The sequence below is a fragment of the Lactobacillus gallinarum DSM 10532 = JCM 2011 genome, from assembly GCF_001434975.1.
GTDB classification, from domain to species: Bacteria; Bacillota; Bacilli; order Lactobacillales; family Lactobacillaceae; genus Lactobacillus; species Lactobacillus gallinarum.
In genome coordinates this window covers 1-26,411 of record NZ_AZEL01000003.1, presented here as the reverse complement: position 1 = coordinate 26,411, position 26,411 = coordinate 1, and the positions used below count along the sequence as shown (strand labels likewise).

The window sequence follows — 26,411 nt, the reverse complement described above, 5'->3', positions numbered from 1 at the left end:
AGCGCCGTTTAGGCGCTTTTTTCGTTTAGATAGAAAAGGATTATTTATGTTAAATGGAATTTTAGTTATCGATAAAGATAAAGGGATGACTAGTGCTGATGTAGTTTATCATTTACGCAAAGCTCTGCATATCCGAAAAATTGGACATGCGGGTACACTTGACCCCGAAGTAACAGGCGTATTACCTATTGCAATTGGACAAGCAACTAAACTGATTGAACTTATGCATACTAGACCTAAAGAATATATTGGTAGTGGTCTTTTTGGATATGCCACTGACAGTTATGATTCAACTGGCACAGTTTTGAAAAAGACCAAGTTAACCAAGGCATTTACTTCTGAAGATATTCAGAATCATATGAATGAGTTTTTAGGGGAAATAGAACAAGTACCACCAATTTACTCAGCCGTAAAGGTAAATGGTAAGCATTTATATGAGTATGCTAGAGAAGGTATTGAGGTAGAGCGACCAAAACGTAAAGTTGATATTTTACAATATGATTTAACCAATAAACCTACATTCAATGAAAAAGATGGACAAGAAGAATTTGATTTTAAAATTAAATGTAGTAAAGGTACATATGTTAGATCCTTAGTAAATGATTTGGGCGAGAAAATGAATTGCCCAGCAGTTATGACTTACTTAAGAAGAGTAGCTAGCTCAGGTTTTGATATTTCTCAGGCCGTTAAGTTAAGTGAAATTGAAGAGAATCTTGAAAAAGCTGCAGAATTGATTCAACCAATTGACGCTTTCTTTAAAGACTATCCTCAAGTTGATCTAAGTGAAGGAAAATGGCTTAAAGTGAAAAATGGAGCAGGTATTTCGTTAGAAATAGATGCTAAAAAAGTCGCATTAAGGTACAATAAAAAAGTCAAGGCGATTTATGAGAATAAGGGAAAATTATATCGCCCAAGTTTAATGTTACTTCAAAATGAATAACTGAAATGAAGGGATTAGTTGTGAAAATCATTCATTTAACTTATCCAGTTAGCGAAAATACCATATCTTCAAAAACTATTCTAGCCTTAGGTTTTTTTGACGGCGTTCATTTAGGTCATCAACGCTTAATCAATAAAGCCAAAAAAATAGCTGATCAAAAGAAATTACCATTAGTAGTATTAACTTTTGATCGTCATCCGAAGGAAATTTATGCTGCCAAAAAAGACTTTAAGTATTTAGAAACTTTAGATGAAAAGGCAGATAAAATGGCAGAACTAGGTGTAGATTATCTAGCCGTAATGCCATTTACTAAAAAGTTTAGCGAGATAGATGCACAGAGTTTTGTAGATAATGTAATAATTAAACTCAATGCAGATACAGTAGTAGCTGGATTTGATTATACATATGGTTCTAAAGAGACTGCTAATATGAAGAATTTACCAAAATTTGCGAAGGATAGATTTGAAATTTTCGTTATGCCTAAGCAGATTTTTAATGGTAAAAAAATAGGTTCAACTGAAATTAGACAGGCAATTAGGGAAGGTAAGATGGAATTAGCTTTTCAATTAATGGGTCACCATTATGTGATGAGCGGGATCGTTGGTCATGGTAAAAGAAATGGCCATAAATTAGGCTTCCCAACAGCTAATTTACTTTGGGCTAGTCATAAGGTAATTCCCAAAATAGGAGTATATGCCACTAAAACGCAGGTAGCTGGAAAGTGGTATGAATCTATGACTAGTGTCGGTTATAATGTAACGATTGGCCAACCTGAACAAATTTTTATTGAATCACATATATTTAATTTTAAACGGGATATTTATGATCAGCCAATAAAAATTAAATGGTATAAATATACTAGAGGTGAAATTAAATTTAGCGGCCTTGAAGAATTGAAAAAACAATTAGAGAAAGACCAAATAGAAATTGAACATTATTTTGCACAAGAAGCACGAAGTAATGCGTAACGAGAAGCTGAAGAACTTAGCAATTTTGAACTAAGTTCTTCAGTTTTTATTTTTTGAAATAATTTGAAGAAATTTTAGCACTCCTCTTGTTTTTCTGCTAATTTATAGTATCATATTAATTGTTAGCACCTGAGAATTACGAGTGCTAAAAGTGAGGGCGATTATTATGTTGACCGAGCGTCAAGAGCTTATTTTAAAAACAATTATTACAGACTTCACACAAACGCATGAGCCTGTTGGCTCTAAAACGGTGATGAAGCAGTTACCAATTAAAGTATCAAGCGCTACTATTCGAAATGAAATGGCGGTCCTAGAAGATCAAGGCTTAATTGAGAAGACACACTCTTCTAGCGGAAGAATTCCGTCAAGTGATGGATATCGTTATTATCTTGATAATTTAGTTGAACCGCTTCAGTTGCCAGAGTCTGTTTATAACACGATTGGGACACAATTAGATCGACCTTTTCATCAGGTGAATGAAATCGTACAAGAAGCAGCACGCATTTTATCTGATTTAACTAATTACACTGCTTTTGCTGAAGGACCTGAGAGTAGGGATGTTAAAATTACAGGTTTTAGGATTGTTCCCCTGTCTTCTAGACAAGTGATGGCAATTCTAGTGACGAGTGATGGCAATGTCCAAAATCAAGTTTATGCTTTACCACATAATATTCATGGTGAAGAAATTGAAAAAGCGGTTCGAATGATTAATGATCAATTAGTTGGCAAGAGTTTAAAGGAAATTAATGTTTCATTGCTAAGTGAACTTGCTAAAAACGAATTAGGTAGTGATCATGCTAACGAATTATTTAGCTTAGTTGAAGACGTGTTAAAAGATGCGGCTAGTGAGCAGATGTATGTTGATGGACAAATTAATCTATTGAACAATACAACTGAGAATAATGTAAATGATATACGTTCACTCTATGAATTAATTGATCGAGATAATTTGTTTTCTAATTTGATGAATATTAAGGCTGATCCTAAGACTGAAAAATACCCAGTTAAGGTAAAGTTAGGATCTGAATTGCCGAATGATTTATTAAAAAATTATAGTTTGCTGACAGCTGAATATAGTGTCGGCTCCCATGGTAAAGGAACAATAGCTTTACTTGGGCCAACAAATATGCCGTATTCTCAAATGATAGGGCTTCTAGAATACTTCAGAAATGAATTAGCCAAGAAGTTACTTGATTATTACGGTAAATTTCAATAATAGAGGAGGTTAGCCGTGAGTAAAGAAGAGTTTCCTAGTGAAAAGAATTTAGATGAAAAAGAAAATGCTTCAACACCTAAGGATGTTAAGAAAAAGGCAACTGAAGGTAAGGAAGCAAAAAATGATAAACATGATGAAAAATTAGCTAAAGAATTGGCTGATTTAAAAGATAAAAATAAGGAGCTTGAAGATAAGTATCTTCGTAGCGAAGCAGAAATTCAAAATATGCAAAATCGCTATTCAAAAGAAAGAGCTCAACTTATTAAGTATGAATCTCAAAGCTTAGCTAAAGATATTTTGCCTGCTGTAGACAATTTGGAGAGAGCTTTAAGCGTAGAAGCCGATGATGATGTTTCCAAGCAACTGAAGAAGGGCGTTAAGATGACGCTTGATTCATTAACTAAAGCATTGAAAGAACATGGCATCGTTGAGATTGAAGCTGAAGACGTAAAATTTGATCCGACATTGCATCAAGCTGTTCAAACCGTAGCAGCCGAAAATGATGATCAAAAAGATCACGTTGTTCAGGTTTTACAAAAAGGATATCAATATAAAGATCGGACACTAAGACCAGCAATGGTTGTAGTTGCTCAATAGGAGAGGAAGTTTATACATGTCAAAAGTTATTGGTATTGACCTCGGAACTACTAACTCAGCAGTTGCAGTTCTTGAAGGTAAAGAACCAAAGATTATTACTAACCCAGAAGGTAACCGTACTACTCCATCTGTAGTAGCTTTTAAAGATGGTGAAATTCAAGTTGGTGAAGTAGCTAAGCGTCAAGCTATTACTAACCCTAACACTATTGTTTCAATTAAGCGTCACATGGGTGAAGCAGATTACAAGGTTAAGGTTGGTGACAAGGAATACACACCACAAGAAATTTCTGCATTTATTTTACAATACATCAAGAAGTTCTCAGAAGATTACTTAGGTGAAAAGGTAACTGATGCAGTTATCACTGTTCCTGCTTACTTTAACGATGCACAACGTCAAGCTACTAAGGATGCTGGTAAGATCGCTGGGTTGAATGTACAAAGAATTATCAACGAACCTACTGCTTCAGCATTAGCCTTCGGTTTAAACAAAGACCAAGATGAAAAGGTCTTAGTTTACGACCTTGGTGGTGGTACTTTCGATGTTTCCGTTCTTCAATTAGGTGACGGTGTCTTCCAAGTATTATCAACTAACGGTGATACTCACCTTGGTGGTGATGACTTTGATAACCGTATCATGGATTGGTTGATCAAGAACTTTAAGGATGAAAATGGCGTTGACTTGTCTAAGGACAAGATGGCTATGCAACGTTTGAAGGATGCTGCTGAAAAGGCTAAGAAAGACTTGTCAGGTGTTTCTTCAACTCACATTTCACTTCCATTCATTTCTGCTGGTGAAGCTGGTCCATTACACCTTGAAGCTGACCTCACCCGTGCTAAGTTTGATGAATTGACTAGTGACTTAGTTGAAAAGACTAAGGTACCATTTGACAATGCATTAAAGGATGCTAGTTTAACTGTAAACGATATCGATAAGGTTATCTTAAACGGTGGTTCAACCCGTATTCCTGCAGTTCAAAAGGCCGTTAAGGAATGGGCTGGTAAAGAACCTGACCACTCAATCAACCCTGATGAAGCTGTTGCTTTAGGTGCAGCTATCCAAGGTGGTGTTATTTCAGGTGACGTTAAGGACATCGTTTTGCTTGATGTTACTCCATTGTCACTTGGTATTGAAACCATGGGTGGTGTCTTCACTAAGTTAATTGACAGAAACACTACTATCCCAACTTCAAAGAGTCAAATCTTCTCAACTGCTGCAGATAACCAACCAGCAGTAGATGTCCACGTATTGCAAGGTGAACGTCCAATGGCTGCAGATGATAAGACCCTTGGTCGCTTTGAATTAACTGATATTCCACCAGCACCACGTGGTGTTCCACAAATTCAAGTTACCTTCGATATCGATAAGAACGGTATCGTAAATGTATCTGCTAAGGATATGGGTACTGGTAAGGAACAAAAGATTACTATTAAGAGTTCATCCGGTTTGTCAGATGAAGAAATCAAGCGTATGCAAAAAGACGCTGAAGAACATGCTGAAGAAGACAAGAAGCGTAAAGAAGAAGTTGATCTTAGAAATGAAGTTGATCAATTAATCTTTACTACTGATAAGACTTTGAAGGACACTAAGGATAAGCTTTCTGATAGTGACCGTAAGCCAGTTGAAGATGCTCTTGAAGCTTTGAAGAAGGCTCAAAAGGACAACAACTTGGACGAAATGAAGGAAAAGAAGGATGCTTTATCAAAGGCTGCACAAGATTTAGCAGTTAAGCTTTACCAACAAAACGGTGGAGCACAAGGTGCTGCAGGTCAAGCTGGCCCACAAGCCGGTCCTCAAGGTCCACAAAATGGCCCACAAGGTGGTAACAATGGTGGTGCCCAAGATGGTGAATTCCATAAGGTAGATCCAAACAAGTAATGGGTTTATAATTAAACAAAAGGAGAAAAGAACTACCCATTGAGTAGTTCTTTTCTTTTGAAAATATAAGGAGTTCAATTAATGGCACAAGAAGATTATTATAAAGTGCTTGGCGTAGATCGTAACGCCAGTGACCAAGAAATTAGTAAAGCATATAGAAAGTTAGCTAAAAAATATCACCCAGATTTGAACCATGAACCTGGTGCTGAAGAAAAATATAAACAAGTTAATGAAGCTTATGAAGTTTTGCATGATAAGCAAAAGCGTGCACAATATGATCAATTTGGCTCCGCTGGTGTAAATGGCCAAGGTGGTTTTGGTGGCGCTGGCCAAGGCTTTGGCGGTGCTGGATTTGATACTTCTGGATTTGGTGATTTTGGCGACATTTTTGGTGATATCTTTGGTCAAGGAAGACAACAAAGAGTAGATCCGACTGCTCCACAACGTGGTCAAGATTTAGACTATACTTTGACTATTGACTTTATGGATGCGATTAAAGGCAAGAAGACGCAAGTTAGCTATACTCGTAGTGAAACCTGTGGTACTTGTGGCGGCAATGGTTGTGAAAAAGGCACTCACCCAATTACCTGTGATAAATGTCACGGTACAGGTTATATGACTGTTACTCAGCAATCTATGTTAGGGATGATTCGTCGTCAAACCATCTGTGATAAATGTCATGGTCGCGGTGTAATCATTGAACACCCATGTAAGACTTGTGGTGGTAAAGGTACTGTTCAAGGAAAGAATACTATTGAAGTTGATATTCCAGCAGGTATTGATAATGGCCAACAACTTCGCTATCAAGGCCAAGGTGAGGCTGGTATAAACGGCGGACCTTACGGTGATTTGTATATTAATTACCGTATTAAACCATCTAAGATCTTCCAACGTCGTGGTCAAAACATTTATACTGATGTTCCAATTTCATTTGCTCAAGCTACATTAGGTGATGAAATTACTGTTAAAACTGTCCATGGTGATCAAAAATTAACTATTCCAGCTGGTACTCAACCAAATAAGAAGTTTACTCTTCGCGGACAGGGTGTACCATATCTTCGCGGAAATGGTAATGGTGATCAAATTATTACAATTAATATCGTGATTCCAAAGCATATCAATGAAAAGCAAAAGCAAGATTTGACTGACTTTGTTCATGATGGTGGCGGAGATATTACACCAAAAGAAAAAGGATTTTTTGAACGACTTAAAGACAAATTAAGTGGTGAAGATTAAGAAAAATGACATTGCATCAGGCAATGTCATTTTTGTATATCTATTCGTTTTATAAGATTAAGGACCTTTGCTATAATATTAAGGATAGTAAAGGGTGAATAAATTTATGGATTTAGAAAAATTAAAAGATTATCAAAAGCATATTCGTAATTTTGCCATAGTTGCCCATATTGACCATGGTAAATCTACGATCGCTGATAGAATTCTGGAATTAACTGATACAGTAAGTCAGCGCCAACTTAAAAATCAAATGCTTGATGACATGCCACTTGAACGTCAACGTGGTATTACTATTAAGATGAACTCCGTTGAAGTTAAATATCATGCTAAGGATGGAGAAGATTATATTTTCCACTTAATTGATACACCTGGGCACGTAGACTTCTCTTACGAAGTCTCAAGATCACTTGCAGCCTGTGAAGGTGCTTTAATGGTTGTTGATGCTTCTCAAGGTGTGCAAGCGCAGACTTTAGCCAATACTTATTTGGCTATTGATGATGACTTGGAAATTTTGCCTGTCATTAATAAGATTGACTTACCTTCAGCAGATATTCCTAAAACTAAGGAAGAAATAGAAGAAATGTTAGGCTTGGATGCTTCAGAAGCTGCCGAAGTTTCAGGTAAAACAGGCCAAGGCATCGAAGATATGCTGGAAAAGGTAGTAAAGGATATTCCTGCTCCATCTGGTGATATTACAGCACCACTTAAAGCCTTGATTTTTGACTCCAAGTACGATGATTATCGCGGTGTTGTTATGTCTGTCAAAATTGAAGACGGTGTAGTTAAGCCTGGCGATAAAATTAAGATTATGAACACCGGAAAGGAATATGAAGTAACCGAAGTAGGTGTTTCAAGTCCTCATCCAGTTAAGAAAGATCTTTTAATTGCCGGGGATGTAGGTTATATCACTGCCAATATTAAATCAGTTCGTGAAACTCGTGTTGGTGATACCATTACTGATGCAACTAATCAAACTGAGGAACCATTAGAAGGTTATCGTCAGATTCCACCGATGGTTTATTCCGGTATGTATCCAGTTGACAACCGAGATTACGATGATTTAAAGGAAGCTTTGCAAAAGTTGCAGTTAAATGATGCTGCTTTGGAATTTGAACCTGAAACTTCAACTGCCTTAGGTTTTGGATTCCGTTGTGGTTTCTTAGGTTTGCTTCATATGGATGTTGTGCAAGAACGACTTGAGCAAGAATTTGATCTAGGGTTAATCATGACTGCTCCAAGTGTTGACTACCACGCAATTATGAATGATGGATCTACTAAGGTAATTGATAATCCATCTGATTTACCAGATGCCGGTGAATATCAAGAAGTACAAGAACCTTATGTTAAAGCAGAAATCATGGTACCGAATGATTTCGTTGGCCCAGTAATGGAATTGTGCCAACGCAAACGTGGTGAATTTGTTACTATGGACTACCTTGATAAGTATCGGGTTAATGTAATTTACAATATGCCATTAGCTGAAATTATCTTTGACTTCTTTGATGATTTGAAGTCTTCAACTAAGGGGTATGCTTCTCTTGACTATGAAATTACCGGATATCGTTCAACTGATTTGGTTAAGATTGATATCTTGCTTAATAAAGAGCCAATCGATGCTTTGAGTTTCATTGCTCATAGATCTGAAGCACAAGACCGTGCACGTCAAATGACTTCTATGCTTAAGAAGTTAATTCCACGTCAAAACTTTGAAGTTGATATTCAAGGTGCGATTGGTGCTAAGATTATTTCGCGTGCAACCATTAAGCCATATCGTAAAGATGTTACTTGGAAGATCCATACCGGTGACCCAGACCGTCGTGCCAAGCTTTTGGAAAAACAGAAGCGTGGTAAGAAACGAATGAAGGCAGTTGGTAGGGTAGAAGTGCCACAAGACGCCTTTATGGCAGTACTTAAGATGAATGACGATGATATCAAAGGCAAGTAATTATGGCAAAAAATAAACATAAAACAAGTATTAGCACGATCGTCATTAGAATTCTAGCGATCATTTTGTTAATTGTTGGTCTTGTTCTCATCTTTAACAAGCAGATTAGCAATCACATGATTAGTCATAATCAGCAGTCGACTTTAACCGGCTTGACTAAAAAAGAAGTTGAAAAAAATCAACGTAAAAAAGGAATGTATGATTTTAGTAAAGTAAAATCGATGGATATGGCTCGAGCTACGAGATCGCAGATAAAAAAGACTTCAGGTGCAATTGGTGCTTTAGCTATTCCTGATGTAAATATGCATTTACCAATAATGCTAGGGATGTCAGACGATGCTATGTCCACCGGTGGCGGTACAATGCGTGCTGACCAAAAAATGGGTGAAGGTAACTATCCATTAGCTGGTCACTATATGACTGCTAAAGGTATTCTTTTCTCACCACTAGAGGATGTCAAGAAAGGTGAATTGATTTACCTTACTAATTTAAAGAAGGTTTATGTTTACCGAATTTATATGAAAAAAGTTGTTGATCCATCAGCCGTTTGGCTAGTTAATAATACTAAGAAAAAGATAGTGACCTTAATTACTTGTGCTGATGGTGGTGCAAATCGTTGGGCTATTCGTGGTAATTTGATTAAAACGGAAAAGGCTAACGCAGAGAATCTTCGAGTCTTCAAAATGAAGTAAAATCTTCGAACTTTTATGCAAACAAAATTTGCGTTAGAATAAGAATTAGATTTTTCAATAAAGACACTCAATTATGAGTGCCTTTTAATTTTTATGAAATGTAAGGTGTTTTGAAAGTAATGAAGTGGCAACAAAGAACAGCTGAAGAATTAGCGCCAGATTTAATAGAAAAATATCAACTTAGCCCAATCTCAGCACGGCTTTTTGCATTACGTGGTATTAATACAGATGAAAAATTAGATTTTTGGTTTAACGCAACCGAAGAAAACTTAGCCGATCCAACTTTGATGCATGATATGGATAAAGCGGTCGATCGAATTAATCAAGCAATTGATAATGGCGAAAAGATTACCATTTATGGTGATTATGATGCTGATGGTATCACGGCCACTACAATTATGACTGAGACGCTGAGTATTTTAGGTGCAGATGTTCATTACTTTATACCAGACCGTTTTAAAGATGGATATGGCCCAAATCTTGATCGCTATAAGGATATCGTGGCTGATGGTACTAAGTTAATCATTACTGTAGACAACGGCGTAACTGGAATTGAAGAAGTTGAATATGCTAAAAATAATGGCGTTGATACGATTGTTACCGATCACCATACTTTTCAAGAATCTAAACCCGATGCCTATGCAACAGTTCATTGTAATTACCCCGGACAAAAATATCCTTTCGATGACTATTGTGGTGCAGGCGTGGCTTACACAATTTGCCGTGAACTTATGCAGGATCCTGTACCAGAATTGCTAGATTTAGCAATGATTGGCACCATTGGTGATATGGTTAAAGTGACGGGTGAGGGTCACATTATTGTGAAGCGCGGTTTAGATGTGCTTAATCAAACCGAGCGACCTGGTTTAAGAGCTCTGATCAAAAATGCTGGATTAACGCTAGGAACGATTAATGAAACAGATGTTGGCTTTAATATTGCTCCTCGGCTTAATGCAGTGGGGCGCTTAGCTAATGCAAATTTAGCGGTACAACTTTTGCTTAGTGATGATGATCTTGAGGCTCAGAAAATTGCTGATCAGATTGAAGATTTAAATAATAAGCGCAAAGAGCTAACTACTGAAGTTTATGATCGCTGTATGGAATTAATTCGTGAAAATAGTTGGCAGAAGCAAAATACTTTGGTCTTATATGATCCTGATTTTCATGAGGGCGTTTTGGGTCTGGTCGCTAATAAAATAGTGGAAAAATTACATAAGCCAACTATCGTTTTAACTAAAAATGATGAAGGGGAGATTAAAGGTTCAGGTCGTTCATTTACTGGCTTCAATCTTTTTGATGCCCTTAATCCTTTAAAAGAGAGTTTGCTGACTAAATTTGGTGGTCATGATTTTGCTTGTGGTTTATCCATGGAAGAAGATAAAGTAAGTGCTCTGCGAGAAAAGTTTGAGGCTGATTTTCACGTTGAAGGTGGATTAGAGACTAAAGAGTATGATATGGAATTGCCTATGCATGGTTTATCGCCTCAAACTTTAGCTCAGATTAATCAAGTTGGACCATTTGGCACTGAAGATCAGCAACCAATTTTCAGTATTTCGGATCCAACTATTACTAATTTTTTCAAAATAGGGAAAGATAAGAATCACGTTAAATTAACGGCTAATAAAAAAGACGGTAGTTTAGCAATTGTGGGCTTTAATAAAGACTATTTAAATAATAATCTATTGCCGTTTATTGCTAAAATTTTCGTTACTTTGTCTTTAAATACCTATCGTAAGCAGGTATCTTTGCAAGGCATTATAGAAGGGATAGCATTCGCATCCCCAAAGTTAGCAGTTCCAACGTCAGTGATCGACTTAAGACAGGAAAAATTTGTCATGGGCTTTGCAGATCGCTATTTGCTGTTTGATAAAAAGAATATTCCGATCGTTAAAAATCGACTTCAAATTGATGATGATAAGATTAGCTTGGTCCAAGATTATGATCAATCTGGTGAAACAGTTGCTTTACTTGATGTACCACGCAATCAAGTAGAATTGAATACTGCTTTAGAAAAAGATTATCAACAAATCTATTTACGCTTTTTATTGGATCAATTACCTGTAGAGCATATTCCTGCAAAAAGTTATTTTGGCAAGGTATTAAAGTATATATATGCCCATCCTGCATTGAAGCCTGACGACTATCGAACTGTAGCACCTTATTTAGGCTTGGATTATGATAGTGTGTTGTTTATTTTACGAGTATTCTTTGAATTAGGCTTTGTTAAATTGGATGATCAAAAATTGGTCGGTGAATCTAATCCAAAAAAGCAACCCTTGACTGCTTCTAAATATTTAATGGCGACGGAATCTCAAATTAAGTTTATTAATCAACTGAGGACGATGCCTACTCAAAAATTGATTACATATGTTAATAATTTTGTAAAAAAGTAGATAAATATCAAGATTTCAGTGCTTTTATAACAAATCTTTGGTAAAATATACAAGTCAAAAGTGTTTGAATACAAACACAGATAATTATGGAGGTTTTTCTTCTTATGGCGATTGATTTTAGTAAGTATATTGCAAGTGTTAAGGACTTTCCTAATAAGGGAATTGTCTTTCGCGATATTACACCTATTTTGCAAGATGGTGATTTATATCGTGCTGCTACTCATGAATTGGCAGAATATGCAAAGAGTAGAAAGGCAGATGTGATCGTAGGTCCTGAAGCACGTGGCTTTATTGTAGGCTGTCCTGTTGCAACTGAGTTAGGCTTAGGCTTTGTCCCAGCAAGAAAGCCACACAAGTTGCCAAGAGAAGTTGAACGTGCTTCATATGACTTGGAATACGGTTCAAATAGCCTTGAAATGCATAAGGATGCAATTAAGCCTGGTCAAAGAGTTGTTATCTGTGACGATTTAATGGCCACAGCAGGTACTTTAAGAGCTTCTAAGGAATTAATTGAAAATCTTGGTGGTAAGCTTGTAGGTGCCGCATTTTATATTGAATTACCTGATTTAAAGGGTAGAGAAAAGTTGCCTGATGTTGATATTTACTCACTTGTTCAATATCACGGTGCATAAAATAATCATGCATCATTAATTATTGATGCAAAATCAACAGAAATTAAAAAATACTCCTAGGGGAAATTCCCTTAGGAGTATTTTTCATAATATTAAGATTTAATCATTAAATAATGCAGTTGAAAGGTAACGATCGCCGCCATCTGGAACTACGGTAATGACAGTATGTCCTTTACCTAATTTTTTAGCAATTTCAATTGCACCATGAATATTTGCACCGGCTGAAATACCAGGTAAGAATCCTTCATTTTTAGCGACTTCACGAGCAGTAGCCATTGCTTCATCAGTAGAAACAGTGACAACATCGTCGTAAATATTCTTATCTAAATTCTTAGGGATGAAACCAGCGGCAATTCCTTGAATACCATGTTTCCCAGTCTTACCATCTTTTAATAATGGAGATTCAGTTGGTTCTAATGCAAATACCTTAGTAGCTGAATTTTCACGTTTAAGAGCATGTCCAATTCCTGATAAAGTACCACCAGTACCAACACCAGCTACAAATGCGTCAATTGATTTACCAATTCCGTTCATTGCAGCAATAATTTCCGGTCCTGTAGTTAATTCATGAATATTAGGGTTTTCAGCATTATTAAATTGCATTGGCATGAAGTAACCTTTTTCTTTAACGAGTTCTTCAGCCTTGGCAATTGAGCCCTTCATACCGTCTGCACCTGGTGTCAAAATGAGTTCAGCACCGTAGCCCTTCATCAATTTACGACGCTCAACGCTCATAGTTTCCGGCATCACAATGATAATATGATAACCTTTAGCTGCGGCAACCATAGCCAAACCAATACCAGTATTGCCTGAAGTTGGTTCTACGATTGTACCGCCTGGCTTTAAAATACCATCTCGTTCTGCTTTTTCAATCATGGCTAAAGCAATTCTATCTTTAATTGAACCAGCTGGATTTTCAAATTCCAACTTTACGTAAACATCTGCCGCATCGTCAGGGACAACACGGTTTAGCTTAAGTAATGGGGTGTTTCCGATAAGTTCTGTAACTGAATTAAAAATTGTAGACATAATGTATACCTCTCTTATTTATCTAACACTAATTTGCTTTTTTTGACCTGGGTTAACCAATTATCAAAGAATATTTTTTGAGTATCTTTCCACTGAAAAAGTGGAGCAGATAATGAATAATTTTCAGGCCTTTTGTAATGTCGCTCTGGATGTGCGGCAATTTCTCTTTCATATTCTTTCTTTAAACCTTCACGATCATATTCAATGTGAGAGAAAACGAAATTTTGCTCTGGTTTTGTTAAAGAAGATACCATAAATAGATGGTCGTTGTCGTCTACTGAATTAATAGTTAAGCGTGGATCTTGCATAGTCTGTGCTTTGTCCATTTCAGCGTAACGAGCATGTGGAGCAATAAATCCTTGGCTAAGACCATTTAATAAGGAATTTGGTTCGATTATTAAGTGAGGAAAAGTACCAAAGATTTTTTCCGCCAAAATTCTTTTTTGAATATCGTAAAAGTAATCTAAAGCTACCATTGCGCCCCAGCAAAAATATAATTGCTGTAATTTGTATTTATCTAATAACTGAAGCAAACATCGGACTTCCTCGATATAGGTGACTTGCTCAAAATCCAGGTGATCTAACGGAGCACCAGTAATAATAAAGCCATCGAAATCTTGGATATGATTAAGATCTAATGGTTGAGAAATTTTAGCAACTTCGGGTGGAACAGGACGATTTTGATAATGCATACGTGGGTAAAAGAAAGTCAGGTCTGCGTCTGGTAAAACATGTGCAAATCTTTGTTGAGTATCTAACTTATCATGCATTAAATTCAAAACGCCTAGTTTTACTCTATTAGCCAAGTTTTATCCTCCTTACTTTTTAATAGTTAATATCATTATACAGCTTATAAAAAATAAGTAAAGAAATAAAACTGCATTATTTAGAAAACAAAATCCCTTATCAGATATACTGATAAAGGGTTTTTCGTTTTAAAAAATAGGTGATAATAATCTTGAAAAGTATTGTTTGAATTTTAACCATGAAGACTGTTTGGCGAAGTATTCATTAGTTAAAAGAGTACATTTATCTAAGTCTTTTTCAAAAATTTCTTTTAATTCTTGAGTTAGGGCAGGATTATAATTGAATGAATTTACTTCGAAGTTTAATGTATAACTCCGGAAGTCTTGATTGGCAGAACCAACTGAAGAAATATTAGAGCCACTCACCATCGTTTTAGCATGAATAAAGCCATCATTATATTTATAAACTTTAACATTGTGAGCTACTAAGTATTTAGCATAATATTCCGTAGCTCGGTAAACAAATGGGTGATCAGGCATACATGGGATCATAATTCGCACATCAATTCCACTATTAGCAGCAATAATTAAAGCTTCAAGAATTGATTCTTCAGGAATTAAATAAGGCGTTTGAATATAGATATATTTTTTGGCTCCTGCAATGATTCCCTGGTAGCCTCGCCTAATTCCATAGTGTTGGTTGTCGGGACCTGAGGAAACAATCTGCATTGCTACATTCTTACTATCATTAATGTCCTTGCGGTTAACTCTAAATGATTTGAGTTCTTTTAATTCAAATTTAGGTAAATTAGTTCTTCTGATTGAAGTGTTCCAATCCATTGCAAAACGGACTTCCATTAAAACAGGTGATTGTCCAATTACGCGCAAGTGAGTGTCGCGCCAATGACCAAATTTGGGTGATTTATTAACATATTGATCTCCAATATTAAATCCGCCAATATAACCAATGTGGTGATCAATAATGACCAATTTTCTATGCAAATGATAATTAAGTCGAGGTGTAGTAAACCAGTGCTTTTTGGAAGTAGAAATGAATGGTTGAACCTCACCACCTAATTCACGCAGATGGTCAAAAAAAGCAGGCTTAGTGCCACGTGATCCAGAAGTATCATAAATTACCCGTACTTTAGCACCATTAGCTGCAGCCGCTTCTAGAGCCTTTAAAACTCGCGTGCCCAATTGATCAGAATAAAAAGTATAAAATTCCAAACTAATAGATTTTTTAGCATTTTTAATATCAAGGATCATTTGATCAAAAAGCTCTGGCCCAGAGGTAAAAACCTTAACTTGATTGTCAAAAGTTAAAATTGCATCATCATTGTTAAGATTTAATTCTGAAAGCATTCTTACCCGTGGAAGTCGTTCTTTTTCAGGCAAAAGATCATGTTCTTTAAGCATATTGCGCTGTTCAGCTAAATAATGTCTTTGCACCTTTTTCTGCTCTTCTTGAATAGCAAAAATTTCATCATGTGAAAGCTGACGTCCAAAGAAGAGATAGAGAATAAAGCCAATACCTGGCAAAACAGTTAATACCAGCATCCATGCCCAAGTTGCAACAACACTGCGACGACTTCTAAAAACTGTCCAAACAGCGAATGCAATGTTAATAATCCATAGTACTTCAATAGTTCTACGAATTATATCCCAAGTTAAAATCATAAGTAATTACTCCCTTGTAAGTAGTGTTATAGATAATTTTAGCAGAATTAAAGAAATAGTTATAAAACAGTTGAGTAAAAAATGCTTCTAATTGAATTATTTTTGATAAAATAAAGGTGAAGAATGGTATAAACACTACGGGGGTGGATCATGATGAGAAAGCAAATTATTTCTGCTGCAGGTATAATGTTGGCAGTTATTGGATTGGGCGTAGCAACTACACAAAGTGTTGACGCAGCGATTACCAATCCAGTTAGACAAGGTAAAAGATTAAATCTAACTAGAAATGCTACTGTTTATAATAAGCATGGTGTTAAAGTTGGACATCTGAGAAAGGGAAAACTTTACAAAGTACGTGCTATAAAGATAATTAATGGTGATACTTATGTAAAGATTCGTAAGAATAGATTTGTTAAAGAAGAAGCATTCTTGCCATATATGAAGTCCACTATAAAGGTAGTTAATAGAATTAAGAAGCCTTCCTTTATTTATGATGAGAAGGGCGAAAAAATTCCAGGCAAGTTTTTGAAGCGTGGCGCTAAGGTTAATTACTTAGGTCATAAAGAAATTAATGAAAAGCCATTTATTAAAATTGCCGATGGCGAATATGTTAAAGCTTTAAACGTCTTGACTACAGTTTCTAATTATTAGTCAAAATAAAAAGCACTCTGAAACTACAATGTAGTAATCAGAGTGCTTTTTTTATATTTTATAATTATCTATTTTTCATTACAGGTTGGTAAATCAAATCAATAATGACTGCAGCAACCAATGCCACTACAACCGTAATTAATAAGTTTTGCCAACTAATTTGAGCCATTGCCAAGCCACACAAGGCTAAAATAAATGTTAATGCGACGTCAGCAATTTGGACGATACCAACTAATTTAGATGGATAATCTTGCCAGAAGTATTTACGAGTTCTAGTAATCAATACAATTAGCATTGCACTAAGAACTAAGTAAACATAAACCATGGTAGAAATTGAATTATGACTCCAGCCATGTAAGTTTAGGTAGCTGACAAATGTGAAACCGATAATTGTCCAACCTGAAGCAAGTGAAAATGCAATTTTAGCTAATCTTGCCATATTCCAGTTTTCAGGCTTGTAAGTAATATGAGTCCGATCAGTACCGATCATCATAGTTACCATATTATTCATAACTGTATAAATAACCATTGCGTTTAATGCCATTGGAATATAGTTGAAGAAGAGGTAACCAAAGGTTAAAAGCATAGTTAATTCGGCAGTTCTAGCGAGTTTAGTAAGTGACCAAGTAGTCATTCTTTGGTATACACGGTGACCCGCATCAAGAATCTTAACAATAGAACTTAAGCCGTCATCCAGAAGTACCATCTTACTTGAACGCTTAGCAACATCGGCAGCGTTAGAAACAGCAATACCAACTTCAGCTTGCTTTAAAGCAGGAGAATCGTTAACACCATCACCAGTCATACCAACGATGTAGCCTTTTTCTTGGAAGAATTTAACCATTTTAAGTTTGTCTTCAGGCAAAACATCGGCGATACCAGCTAATTCATCAACATCAGTGCTTTCATCGAAGTCATGAATAGAGATAACATTCCCAGTTAAATCAACTTGTTCAGCGACAGCTGCAGCCGTTCTTTGGTTATCACCAGTTAACATAATTGGACGTACGTCACGCTTTTTAAGTTCTGCCAAAGCAGCCTTGGAATCTTTTCTTACCTTATCTTGTAAGATAAAGACTCCTGCAAGCTTATCATCGATCAACACAGCAACTGAACGTCCAGCCTTAAAGTTAATACCTTCGACCACTTCATTAGCATTTTTATCGATTAAGGAAAGTTGCTTAAATGAACCTAACTTAACGTTATGACCATCAACTTCTGCCATAGAATAACCGGTGTCAGAAGTAAATGGGGTGAAGTGATCAACGTCCATGACAGGGATGCCATTTTCTTTTAAGTATTTATCAATAGCAATATCAATAATACCTGCATTACGTTTGTCGGTTGCACTACCAGCTAAAACTAAAACGTCTTGATCAGGTAAATCACTTAAATCGCTCCAGCTAGCAACGGCTGTTTTATTTTCAGTGATTGTACCGGTCTTATCAAGCAAAAGTAAGTTTAAGTTAGCCGCATCTTGAATACCGGTTAAATCGGCAGTTAAGACGCCTTCCTTACTTAAGCGAGTTGCTTCAAATGAGTTGGATAATGCAAAAGTTGATGGCATGGCAACAGGAATTGAAGCAATAAACATCATAGCCAAGAATGGCAACATATTAATAAAGGTATCGAAATTGCCGCCCTTAAAGAATGAAGCAATGATGATAACTAAGGTAAGTACACCATCGAGTAAGCAAAGGTAGTAGATAATCTTTGTTAAAAGTTGTTGCAAGTGACCAGGTGCAGCTGAGTTGTTAATCAAATTAATGGTTTTACCACTTCTAGAATCCTTACCAGTTGCAGTAACGATTGCTAAGCCGTCGCCCTCAACTACAGTGGTACCAGCATAAGCTGTATCATCGATATTCTTTTTAACAGCTTTAGATTCACCAGTAATTGAACTTTCGTCACAGGCAATGTTGCCACTAACTATTTTTACGTCAGCAGCTAAAACATCCCCACGTTGAAGTGAAATTAAATCGCCTTTAACCAATTGCTTAGAGTCAATTTTAATCCACTTACCATCACGCTTTACAGCAACTTTAGGCGTTAATTCGTGTGAGATGGTATTTAATACCCGTCGTGATTGCTTCTTCTTTGATGCACCGTTAAAAGCTGCAAAAAGAAGCATGAATAAAACAAATAATGATTGAATCCACTTGCCGAGGATACATTCAAGGATTAATGCACCTTCAAGAATCCAAGCAGAGAGATTCCATAATTTTGATAAAAATTCCTTAAAGAAGTTGTATTCAGGTTCAGGAACTTCGTTTAGACCATCTTCTTTAAGTCGTTTTTCTGCTTCGGCTTGAGTTAAGCCGTGAAATTTTTCAGACATTTTATTCCCTCCAAATCTACCTTAATAAAGTAGCACATATGTTGTGGAGATGAAAATACTAAATTAAAATATAAGATATAAAAAATTTTAATAAGACCTGTAACCAAAATAAAAAGGATAGATCAATGAATATTAAACAATTACGTTACTTTTTAGTAGTAGCCGAAGAAAAACAAATCACGTCTGCGGCTAAAAGACTTTATATTGCGCAACCACCGTTAAGTTATCAATTAAAGCAATTGGAAAAAGAATTGGGAGCACAATTATTCAAGCGGACTGCTCATGGTATCGAATTAACGGATGCGGGACAAATTTTACAGAGCTATGCTAGTGAAATCTTATCGCTATCTGAAAATGCTAAGAATCAGGTCCACAAGACCATTTCTGGCGAATTAGGCACAGTTGCAATTGGAATGGCTTCTTCATCAACTGGTCTTATTCCTATGAAGAATTTTCAAGCCTTAACTGAATTTTATCCTGAAATTAACTTTGATATTTATGAGGACAATACTTTTGGTATTATCGATAAATTGGAAAAGAAAACAATCGATTTAGGTATTGTTCGTACTCCCTATAATCGTAACGGTTTAAAGGCGAAAACTTTAACTACAGAAAGAATGATGGCAGTTACTGTTGATCCTAAATTTAAGGATAAAACGGAATTAAGAATTAAAGATTTAAATGAGCAGCCTCTTATTATCTACCGGCGATTTGAAGAGATTTTTAATCAAACTTTTGCTCATCATGGAATTAAACCGTTTTATGCTGTTAAATGTGATGATTCCAGAACAGCGATCACCTGGGCTAAACGAAAAATGGGAGTGGCTCTTGTTCCGGAATCCATTGCCTCTACATATGCTCCTGGTGATCTTATTCCGATTAAGCATAGTAACTGGATAACACATTTACAATTAGTATGGCGTAAAGATCAAAAGGTTACGCCATTAATGAAAAGAATAATTGATGCTTTAAGCCTTTAAAATTGTAACTTGTAACTAATTGATCCTTAATTATTGTAAGCGGATACATAATTTTAGGAGACGATATAATGACTGACTTAATTCATGTTTATTCCGAAATTGGCAAATTGAAAACAGTTATGTTACATCGACCAGGAAAAGAATTAGAAAATCTTTCACCGGATATTTTAAATCGGATGTTAATTGCTGATATTCCGTATTTGAAAATTGCACAAAAAGAACATGATTATTTTGCCCATACTTTGGAAAAACAGGGAGTTCATGTCGTTTATTTAGAAGATTTATTAGCACAATCTTTGACTAATAAAGATGTCCGCACGAAATTTGTAGATCAATTATTAGAAGAATCTAACATCAAAAAAGAAGATCCATTACATCAACTGTTAATGGATTATTTAATGGCCTTGCCAGTAAATGACATGGTTAAACAGATAATTGCTGGAATTAGAAAAAATGAAATACAAAATATAACACCTTCATTAGCCGATCTAGCTGAAGATCCAGATTATCCATTTTACTTAGATCCGATGCCAAATGTATATTTTACCCGTGATCAACAAGCGGCAATTGCTAATGGCATAACTATTAATAGGATGACATTTAGAGCTAGAAGACGTGAATCTTTATTTATGGAAGCTATATTGAAGCATCATCCCAAATTTAAAGATGCCAATATTCCTGTCTGGCGAGATCGTTATACTCATGGGCGCTTAGAGGGCGGCGATGAATTAGTTTTGAACAATCATGTTTTAGCGATTGGTATTTCTCAAAGAACTTCAGCAGCTGCCATTACCGATCTTGCTCATAGTCTTTTTGGTCATTCTAGTTATGACACAATTTTAGCAATCAAAATACCGCACAATCATGCTATGATGCACTTAGACACGGTCTTTACAATGATTAATTATGATCAATTCACCGTTCATCCTTTTATTTTAGATAAAGCAGGGAAAATTGATATTTATGTTTTAGAGCAAGACGATCATGGTGAGGTTAAAATTACGCCAGAAAATGATTTGGTTAAAGTTTTAAAGAAATACTTACACGTATCAGAGATTGACTTAATTCCGACTGGCAATGGTGATTCGATTGCGGCTGCTCGTGAACAATGGAATGACGGCTAAGAAAACATGGCATTTTAGTTCATAAGATTCATTCAAGTGAGCTTTCTCGTGGTCGCGGAGGACCAAGATGCATGTCATGTCCACTTGTTCGTGAAGATTTGTAAGAGGCAGAAAAATGAAATATTTACAAAACGTTTTTCAAGGTAGAAGTTTATTAAAATGCAAGGATTATACTCCAGCAGAGATTAATTACTTAATTGATTTTGCACTTCATTTAAAAGAACTAAAGAAAATATCCCTCACGAATATTTAAAGGGCAAGAATATAGCTCTTTTATTTGAAAAATCTTCAACAAGAACGCGCTCAGCCTTTGTTGTTGCTTGCAATGACTTAGGCGCAAATCCTGAATATATGGGTGCTGGTGAAATTCACCTAGGTAAAAAAGAAAGCATTGAAGATACTGCAAAAGTTTTGGGCAGCATGTTTGATGGTATTGAATATCGTGGCTTTGCTCAAAAGGATGTAGAAGACCTGGCCAAGTATTCTGGTGTACCTGTCTGGAACGGATTGACCGATAAATGGCACCCAACGCAAATGTTAGCCGACTTTATGACCATTAAAGAAAAGTTTGGTCACCTAAAGGGGCTTACTTTAGCTTATGTAGGAGATGGCCGCGATAACGTTGCCGACAGTCTTTTAGTAGCTGGAAGTATGTTGGGAGTTAACGTCCACATAGTTACGCCAAAGCCTTTGTTTACTCATCCAGATGTACAAAAGATTGCGCAGGATTTTGCCCAAGATTCTGGTTCTAAGAATTTGATTACTGATGACATTGAAAAAGGCGTTAAAGGAGCCAATATTATTTACACTGATGTCTGGGTATCAATGGGTGAAAATGACTGGAGCGAGAGAATTAAGTTATTAAAGCCTTATACGGTCACAATGAAAATGATGCAAATGACGGGAACTCCAGATGATCAATTGATCTTTATGCACTGTTTACCAGCATTTTACGATCGCACTACTAAAGTTGGCGAAGAAATTTATGAAAAGTATGGTTTAAGTGAAATGGAAGTTACTGATGAAGTCTTTAACTCTCAATACGCTTGGCAATTTACTGAAGCGGAAAATAGATTGCATTCTATCAAAGCAATAATGGCCGCTACTTTAGGCAATTTATTTATTTATTCCATCAGTTAATGAAGGAAGTAAATAAAATGAAAAGAATAGTTGTAGCTTTGGGTGGCAATGCTATTCAAGCAGGTGATAATAGTGCAGCTGCTCAAGAAAAGCAAGTGGAAAAGGCAATGAAAGTCGTTGCTAAAATGATTGAAAAGGGAGATCAAGTAGCGATTGTTCATGGTAATGGACCACAAGTTGGTAATTTGCTTTTGCAGCAATATAAAGGCTCTAGCAAAGATAATCCTGCAATGCCACTTGATACCGTAGTCGCAATGACTCAAGGCAGTATTGGTTATTGGATGCAAAAGGCTTTAGATGATCAATTTAAGCATACCGACTATCCACATCAAGCCGTTGCCCTAATCACTCAGATAATAGTTGATGCTAATGATCCGGCTTTCAAGAATTCTACTAAGCCAATTGGCCCGTTTTATACTTTTAATGAAATGCAGAAACAAAAAATCTATCATCCTGAATATAGTTATAAGCAAGATGCAGGTCGAGGTTACCGGCAAGTAGTTTCATCCCCAAAGCCCGTCAAGATTATTAATGCACCAGTTATTGATACTTTACTGAAGAGTAAATTTGTCCCAATTGCTGCGGGAGGTGGCGGCATCCCTGTAGTAATAAAGGATAATAATTTGCAAGGGGTAGCAGGAGTAATTGATAAAGATTTTAGTGCCGCAAAATTAGCTGAAGATATTCAAGCAGATGAGTTAGTTATTTTGACTACTGTTGATAATGCTTATGTGAACTATAATCAGCCTGATCAAGCTCCTATTGGAAAAGTAAAAGTAGATCAACTAAAGAAGTATCTAGAAGCTGGTCAATTTGCAGCAGGTAGCATAAAACCTAAAATTGAAGCTGTCATTAATTTCGTAGAGAAAACAGGAAATACTGCAATCATTACTTCTTTAAGAAATGCAAGTAAACTTGATGATGGAGTAGGTACAATCGTTTATAATTAATTGCGGTGAGATAATAATGAATATTTTTCAAGAAGGAAATCCGCAAGATATTGCTCAAGTGTTAGCTGCAAAGGATTATCGTGTAGCTTTACAACAAAAGATTTTTCAAAAATATCCCGATACTACGTTAGTTGATATTAATTTAAATATTCCGGGTCCAATTAAGAATAATCAATATTTGATTGAACTGTTTAATTATGGAATCAAGCAATTAGAAAAAGAGTGGCAGGATAAAAATTATAATTATCGATTGGTAAAAGCATTGAATATTGATGCTGGATGTGAAAATTTTTATATTTTGCAGGAATCTAGCAAGAAGGTTAAATTATCGACTATTTCATTTGAAGAGAATAGTTCGGTTGGTCGATTATTCGATGCCGACGTACTAGTTAAAGGCAGACCTGCGATTTCACGTAAAGAATTAAATTATGCAAGTCGCCGTTGCTACTTATGTGATCGTCCTGCTAAAGAATGTGCACGATCACGTCGACATTCAGTACAGGAAATGCAAAAGTATATTTCTAGTTTATATACAAAGTATGTAAATAAGTAAAACGGGATGACAGGTATATTCATCCCGTTTTTTCATCTAAATCTTAAGAAAAGCTAACGAAAAACACATAAAATGATCTAAAATATAAGTAAGATTATTAAGACAGTATATTTTTATAAGGAAAATTATGAAATTAAAGAAAAACCAAGACAATTTAAAACAAATTGCTTCATTGATTGAATACGCTTTTTTAAAAGATTCTGATTTAACTACAGATGCCAATTTTATGAGTCGGTATGATCATAGTGATGGATATGGATATTTTGATCAAGGAAAATTGACTAGTTATATGATGGTAAATCAATTTAAGGGTGAAATATTTGGTCATCATGTTCCAATAGCTGGGATTGGCTATGTATCATCCTATCCTGAATGTAGAGGACGGGGCCATATTTCTAAATTAATGGAAGAAGTTATTCATGATTTGCATGAAAATAAAATTCCGGTGGCAAATTTAGCTCCTTTTTCAGAAGATTTTTATCGTCATTATGGCTTTAGCAATAGTATTTATCAAAAAGAATATCGCTTTTCTGGGGATGCTTTAGCTTCCTTTAAATTACCTCGTAAGGGTAAGGTGATTCGCGGAAAATGGGGTGATTTGATTGTTCAAAATGGCGTAATTCAGTTATATGAACGTCAATTACATACTGATGACGAGAGAAATACTATTATTAGAGAAGCTTGGTGGTGGAATAGATTAGATAGTTACTACCATCATCGAGATATTGCGGTTTATTTTGATAATGCCGGTCGTCCAATGAGTTACTTGATTTATCGGATAGTTGATAATTGCTTTATGGCAGATGAATTATATTCAATTACCCCTCAAGGATTATCAAGCATATTAGGCTTTATGGCATCTCATATAGGTTCAGTTAAAGAGTTTTGTATGATGCTACCTGAGAAATCATTATTGGCCGAGCTTTTCCCAGAACAGAATGAATTAGACATTCAACTTCATCCATATATGATGAGTAGAATTATTGATTTTCAAAAAGTTTTGTCATGCATGCGGCCACTGCAAGAAGGTACTTTTAACATTGAAGTTAATTATGATGATCAATGTCCTTGGAATATTGGCGTTTGGCAATTGAATAATCACAATCGTGAAGTTACGTGTGAGCGTAAAAAAGATGAATTAGTTGATTTTTCTGGGCCAATCACCGCATGGACCCAAGTTCTTTTAGGCCGTTTAACTTTAAAGGCTGCTATTGAATTGGGTCTAATAACAAATTATCGTATTAAAAAGTTAGATTTTGTAAAAGGCAAAGTTTCATTTTATGATTATTTTTAAGGAAAGAAGGCATTAAAAATGAGTAAGCAAAAGAAAGTTAGATTACTAAAATTTTTAAGCGTAGTGATTAGTGGGATAAATGTGGTTATTTCGCTGCTGATCATGCTCAATAAGTACCAAATTAGAAAAGATAAAAAGCAGATAGCTGACGAAGGTCATGCTCCCTTGGATGAAGATTAACTATGAAAACATTAAAAATAGCATATTTTAACCAGCTTGGTAGAAAAGATTTAGATCGAGTTGTAGACCAGTTTACGCAAAAATATCCTGATATAAAAATTAGTCTAATTGGTATGGGACATGATGAAGTCTTTGATAAACTAGCTGAGCAAGATGTTGATTTAGCAATTAATGATCTGCGGGATGAACAGGTTGATTTTAATTCACAAATCTTAGGTCAAAAAGCTGTCATGGCTATTCTACAAAAGGGTAGTTATCCTAGCGGTATCCAGATGATTAATAAAGATGATTTAGTCGATTTAACTTGTTTTATTGTCGCTAAACCAGAAGAAGAGGTCGCAGAACTTCATTTATTTAAGGATATTTATCAGATTCAAAGTCCATTTATTGCTTCAAATTCTGTAGAAGAAGCAGCATTATTAGTAGCCTCTGGATCAGGATATTTCTTGATGAATGAAGCGACTGCTGGTTTGATCAGTAATGATACTTTGCAGCAATTATTTTTATTATCTAATGGACAACAAATGTGGCAAAAAATCGCAGCCTTCTATACAAATGAAGATGCCAAAATTAAAGATTTCATTTCATTAGTTCAAAAAGTATATTAATCTATCTTTAAGTAACAAAATACTGTAGAATTAATAATGAAAGCGAATCCATAATTTTACAACTGGAGATGATTTTTATGCTAACAAGAAAGTTATTGCCTTTATCTGCAATGGTATTGGCTTTAGGCTTGAGTGGATTAACAACTCATGTAAATGCCACTGATAATACTTATGGTAATGGAGCAATTATTACAGTGCCTAAAAAGATGCAAGGTACATGGTATTCATATGACCGTAACGCTCATAATGGTAGAAAAATTACTTTTACTGCACATACGGTTAATGGAAAAATTATTTACACTCAAGATAAATCGATTATTAGTGATTACTTTAATGGTAATATCCAAAATCAAACCGATTTTGATCATGTAACTAAAAATTGGATGTCGGGCCAAACGACTAAGATGAAAAATCATCTATTTTATGAAATTAATCCATGGATTAGTTTTGAAAATTGGAGCCTTTATAGAGTAATGCCGCAAAAAATTAATGGTAAAAAACATAATGTTTTGCTATATTCAAGCAGATATGATGGTGGTAATTACTACAGAAGCAAAAAATTAGCTAAACAAATGAAAAATTATAAGTCGTAAATTGCAATAATAAATTGAACACTTAAGCTGCTTGATAGATATGATCCAAT

The 26,411-nt window shown here is 35.5% G+C and carries 22 protein-coding genes and 2 pseudogenes; 20 read left to right on the top strand and 4 right to left on the bottom strand.

Annotated features, from left to right (window positions below):
* Nucleotides 1-46: 46 nt before the first annotated feature.
* The 10 genes from truB to FC37_RS00430 all read left to right on the top strand — a co-directional run bounded on the left by truB (nucleotide 47) and on the right by FC37_RS00430 (nucleotide 12,495).
* Nucleotides 47-940 (top strand): tRNA pseudouridine(55) synthase TruB, encoded by an 894-nt coding sequence (truB, locus tag FC37_RS00475; protein ID WP_025005942.1) that lies wholly within the window; start codon nucleotides 47-49, stop codon nucleotides 938-940.
* 5 nt (nucleotides 941-945) lie between these two features.
* Nucleotides 946-1,908, top strand: a complete 963-nt coding sequence (ribF, locus tag FC37_RS00470; protein WP_035434398.1) for a riboflavin biosynthesis protein RibF — start codon at nucleotides 946-948, stop codon at nucleotides 1,906-1,908.
* Between the two features lie 166 nt (nucleotides 1,909-2,074).
* Complete coding sequence (gene hrcA / locus FC37_RS00465; RefSeq protein ID WP_025005944.1) at nucleotides 2,075-3,124, top strand: heat-inducible transcriptional repressor HrcA; 1,050 nt, start codon at nucleotides 2,075-2,077, stop codon at nucleotides 3,122-3,124.
* A 15-nt stretch (nucleotides 3,125-3,139) separates the two neighbouring features.
* Nucleotides 3,140-3,721, top strand: a complete 582-nt coding sequence (gene grpE, locus FC37_RS00460) for a nucleotide exchange factor GrpE (RefSeq protein WP_025005945.1) — start codon at nucleotides 3,140-3,142, stop codon at nucleotides 3,719-3,721.
* A 16-nt stretch (nucleotides 3,722-3,737) separates the two neighbouring features.
* Complete coding sequence (gene dnaK, locus FC37_RS00455; protein WP_056945434.1) at nucleotides 3,738-5,597, top strand: molecular chaperone DnaK; 1,860 nt, start codon at nucleotides 3,738-3,740, stop codon at nucleotides 5,595-5,597.
* Between the two features lie 81 nt (nucleotides 5,598-5,678).
* Nucleotides 5,679-6,833, top strand: coding sequence for a molecular chaperone DnaJ (dnaJ, locus tag FC37_RS00450; protein WP_025005946.1), 1,155 nt, complete (start codon nucleotides 5,679-5,681; stop codon nucleotides 6,831-6,833).
* Between the two features lie 106 nt (nucleotides 6,834-6,939).
* Nucleotides 6,940-8,778: a translation elongation factor 4 gene (lepA, locus tag FC37_RS00445; RefSeq protein WP_025005947.1), complete on the top strand. Its 1,839-nt coding sequence runs from the start codon at nucleotides 6,940-6,942 to the stop codon at nucleotides 8,776-8,778.
* A 2-nt stretch (nucleotides 8,779-8,780) separates the two neighbouring features.
* Nucleotides 8,781-9,470 carry a class A sortase gene (locus tag FC37_RS00440; protein ID WP_025005948.1) on the top strand — a complete coding sequence of 230 codons (690 nt, stop codon included), beginning with the start codon at nucleotides 8,781-8,783 and terminating at the stop codon, nucleotides 9,468-9,470.
* Between the two features lie 119 nt (nucleotides 9,471-9,589).
* The gene (gene recJ, locus FC37_RS00435; protein ID WP_025005949.1) at nucleotides 9,590-11,863 is read left to right on the top strand and encodes a single-stranded-DNA-specific exonuclease RecJ; all 2,274 of its coding nucleotides are present in this window, start codon (nucleotides 9,590-9,592) and stop codon (nucleotides 11,861-11,863) included.
* 104 nt (nucleotides 11,864-11,967) lie between these two features.
* Nucleotides 11,968-12,495 carry an adenine phosphoribosyltransferase gene (locus FC37_RS00430; protein WP_025005950.1) on the top strand — a complete coding sequence of 176 codons (528 nt, stop codon included), beginning with the start codon at nucleotides 11,968-11,970 and terminating at the stop codon, nucleotides 12,493-12,495.
* A gap of 99 nt (nucleotides 12,496-12,594) precedes the next feature.
* Here the strand turns inward: FC37_RS00430 and cysK are convergent, their stop codons facing one another.
* The 3 genes from cysK to cls all read right to left on the bottom strand — a co-directional run bounded on the left by cysK (nucleotide 12,595) and on the right by cls (nucleotide 15,950).
* Entirely contained in the window at nucleotides 12,595-13,524 is a 930-nt protein-coding gene (gene cysK, locus FC37_RS00425; RefSeq protein ID WP_025005951.1) for a cysteine synthase A, read from the bottom strand.
* Nucleotides 13,525-13,538: 14 nt separating this feature from the next.
* Entirely contained in the window at nucleotides 13,539-14,330 is a 792-nt protein-coding gene (locus FC37_RS00420) for a homoserine O-acetyltransferase/O-succinyltransferase family protein (protein ID WP_025005952.1), read from the bottom strand.
* Between the two features lie 129 nt (nucleotides 14,331-14,459).
* The gene (gene cls, locus FC37_RS00415) at nucleotides 14,460-15,950 is read right to left on the bottom strand and encodes a cardiolipin synthase (protein ID WP_082603673.1); all 1,491 of its coding nucleotides are present in this window, start codon (nucleotides 15,948-15,950) and stop codon (nucleotides 14,460-14,462) included.
* A 150-nt stretch (nucleotides 15,951-16,100) separates the two neighbouring features.
* On the opposite strand from cls, the gene FC37_RS00410 reads away from it, so the two are divergent.
* Nucleotides 16,101-16,601 carry an SLAP domain-containing protein gene (locus tag FC37_RS00410; RefSeq protein WP_025005953.1) on the top strand — a complete coding sequence of 167 codons (501 nt, stop codon included), beginning with the start codon at nucleotides 16,101-16,103 and terminating at the stop codon, nucleotides 16,599-16,601.
* A 64-nt stretch (nucleotides 16,602-16,665) separates the two neighbouring features.
* Here the strand turns inward: FC37_RS00410 and FC37_RS00405 are convergent, their stop codons facing one another.
* Entirely contained in the window at nucleotides 16,666-18,939 is a 2,274-nt protein-coding gene (locus FC37_RS00405; protein ID WP_025005954.1) for an HAD-IC family P-type ATPase, read from the bottom strand.
* Nucleotides 18,940-19,064: 125 nt separating this feature from the next.
* On the opposite strand from FC37_RS00405, the gene FC37_RS00400 reads away from it, so the two are divergent.
* The 9 genes and pseudogenes from FC37_RS00400 to FC37_RS00365 all read left to right on the top strand — a co-directional run bounded on the left by FC37_RS00400 (nucleotide 19,065) and on the right by FC37_RS00365 (nucleotide 26,361).
* Complete coding sequence (locus tag FC37_RS00400) at nucleotides 19,065-19,919, top strand: LysR family transcriptional regulator (protein WP_025005955.1); 855 nt, start codon at nucleotides 19,065-19,067, stop codon at nucleotides 19,917-19,919.
* A gap of 68 nt (nucleotides 19,920-19,987) precedes the next feature.
* Nucleotides 19,988-21,147 (top strand): annotated as a pseudogene (locus FC37_RS00395) (arginine deiminase).
* A gap of 11 nt (nucleotides 21,148-21,158) precedes the next feature.
* Nucleotides 21,159-22,183, top strand: a pseudogene (gene argF, locus FC37_RS00390) (ornithine carbamoyltransferase).
* Nucleotides 22,184-22,200: 17 nt separating this feature from the next.
* The gene (gene arcC / locus FC37_RS00385; RefSeq protein WP_025005956.1) at nucleotides 22,201-23,133 is read left to right on the top strand and encodes a carbamate kinase; all 933 of its coding nucleotides are present in this window, start codon (nucleotides 22,201-22,203) and stop codon (nucleotides 23,131-23,133) included.
* Between the two features lie 16 nt (nucleotides 23,134-23,149).
* Entirely contained in the window at nucleotides 23,150-23,686 is a 537-nt protein-coding gene (gene citX / locus FC37_RS00380; RefSeq protein WP_025005957.1) for a citrate lyase holo-[acyl-carrier protein] synthase, read from the top strand.
* A gap of 127 nt (nucleotides 23,687-23,813) precedes the next feature.
* The gene (locus FC37_RS00375) at nucleotides 23,814-24,980 is read left to right on the top strand and encodes a GNAT family N-acetyltransferase (RefSeq protein ID WP_056945433.1); all 1,167 of its coding nucleotides are present in this window, start codon (nucleotides 23,814-23,816) and stop codon (nucleotides 24,978-24,980) included.
* Nucleotides 24,981-24,998: 18 nt separating this feature from the next.
* A complete protein-coding gene (locus tag FC37_RS10445; protein WP_087176048.1) occupies nucleotides 24,999-25,160 on the top strand; it encodes a hypothetical protein in 162 nt (53 codons plus the stop codon).
* A 2-nt stretch (nucleotides 25,161-25,162) separates the two neighbouring features.
* Nucleotides 25,163-25,768, top strand: coding sequence for a LysR family transcriptional regulator substrate-binding protein (locus tag FC37_RS00370; RefSeq protein ID WP_025005958.1), 606 nt, complete (start codon nucleotides 25,163-25,165; stop codon nucleotides 25,766-25,768).
* 68 nt (nucleotides 25,769-25,836) lie between these two features.
* Nucleotides 25,837-26,361, top strand: coding sequence for a hypothetical protein (locus tag FC37_RS00365; RefSeq protein ID WP_056945432.1), 525 nt, complete (start codon nucleotides 25,837-25,839; stop codon nucleotides 26,359-26,361).
* The last annotated feature ends 50 nt before the right edge of the window (nucleotides 26,362-26,411 follow it).

What these genes read in the sequence shown, in the direction of transcription:
- hrcA (WP_025005944.1), top strand. Translation starts at nt 2,075, where the DNA reads ATGTTGACCGAGCGTCAAGAGCTTATTTTAAAAACAATTATTACAGAC.
- truB (WP_025005942.1), top strand. Translation starts at nt 47, where the DNA reads ATGTTAAATGGAATTTTAGTTATCGATAAAGATAAAGGGATGACTAGT.
- dnaK (WP_056945434.1), top strand. Translation starts at nt 3,738, where the DNA reads ATGTCAAAAGTTATTGGTATTGACCTCGGAACTACTAACTCAGCAGTT.
- arcC (WP_025005956.1), top strand. Translation starts at nt 22,201, where the DNA reads ATGAAAAGAATAGTTGTAGCTTTGGGTGGCAATGCTATTCAAGCAGGT.
- cls (WP_082603673.1), bottom strand. Translation starts at nt 15,950, where the DNA reads ATGATTTTAACTTGGGATATAATTCGTAGAACTATTGAAGTACTATGG.
- FC37_RS00375 (WP_056945433.1), top strand. Translation starts at nt 23,814, where the DNA reads ATGAAATTAAAGAAAAACCAAGACAATTTAAAACAAATTGCTTCATTG.
- lepA (WP_025005947.1), top strand. Translation starts at nt 6,940, where the DNA reads ATGGATTTAGAAAAATTAAAAGATTATCAAAAGCATATTCGTAATTTT.
- FC37_RS00370 (WP_025005958.1), top strand. Translation starts at nt 25,163, where the DNA reads ATGAAAACATTAAAAATAGCATATTTTAACCAGCTTGGTAGAAAAGAT.
- FC37_RS00440 (WP_025005948.1), top strand. Translation starts at nt 8,781, where the DNA reads ATGGCAAAAAATAAACATAAAACAAGTATTAGCACGATCGTCATTAGA.
- FC37_RS00365 (WP_056945432.1), top strand. Translation starts at nt 25,837, where the DNA reads ATGATTTTTATGCTAACAAGAAAGTTATTGCCTTTATCTGCAATGGTA.
- FC37_RS00410 (WP_025005953.1), top strand. Translation starts at nt 16,101, where the DNA reads ATGATGAGAAAGCAAATTATTTCTGCTGCAGGTATAATGTTGGCAGTT.
- recJ (WP_025005949.1), top strand. Translation starts at nt 9,590, where the DNA reads ATGAAGTGGCAACAAAGAACAGCTGAAGAATTAGCGCCAGATTTAATA.
- citX (WP_025005957.1), top strand. Translation starts at nt 23,150, where the DNA reads ATGAATATTTTTCAAGAAGGAAATCCGCAAGATATTGCTCAAGTGTTA.
- cysK (WP_025005951.1), bottom strand. Translation starts at nt 13,524, where the DNA reads ATGTCTACAATTTTTAATTCAGTTACAGAACTTATCGGAAACACCCCA.
- FC37_RS10445 (WP_087176048.1), top strand. Translation starts at nt 24,999, where the DNA reads ATGAGTAAGCAAAAGAAAGTTAGATTACTAAAATTTTTAAGCGTAGTG.
- dnaJ (WP_025005946.1), top strand. Translation starts at nt 5,679, where the DNA reads ATGGCACAAGAAGATTATTATAAAGTGCTTGGCGTAGATCGTAACGCC.
- FC37_RS00405 (WP_025005954.1), bottom strand. Translation starts at nt 18,939, where the DNA reads ATGTCTGAAAAATTTCACGGCTTAACTCAAGCCGAAGCAGAAAAACGA.
- ribF (WP_035434398.1), top strand. Translation starts at nt 946, where the DNA reads ATGAAGGGATTAGTTGTGAAAATCATTCATTTAACTTATCCAGTTAGC.
- FC37_RS00400 (WP_025005955.1), top strand. Translation starts at nt 19,065, where the DNA reads ATGAATATTAAACAATTACGTTACTTTTTAGTAGTAGCCGAAGAAAAA.
- FC37_RS00430 (WP_025005950.1), top strand. Translation starts at nt 11,968, where the DNA reads ATGGCGATTGATTTTAGTAAGTATATTGCAAGTGTTAAGGACTTTCCT.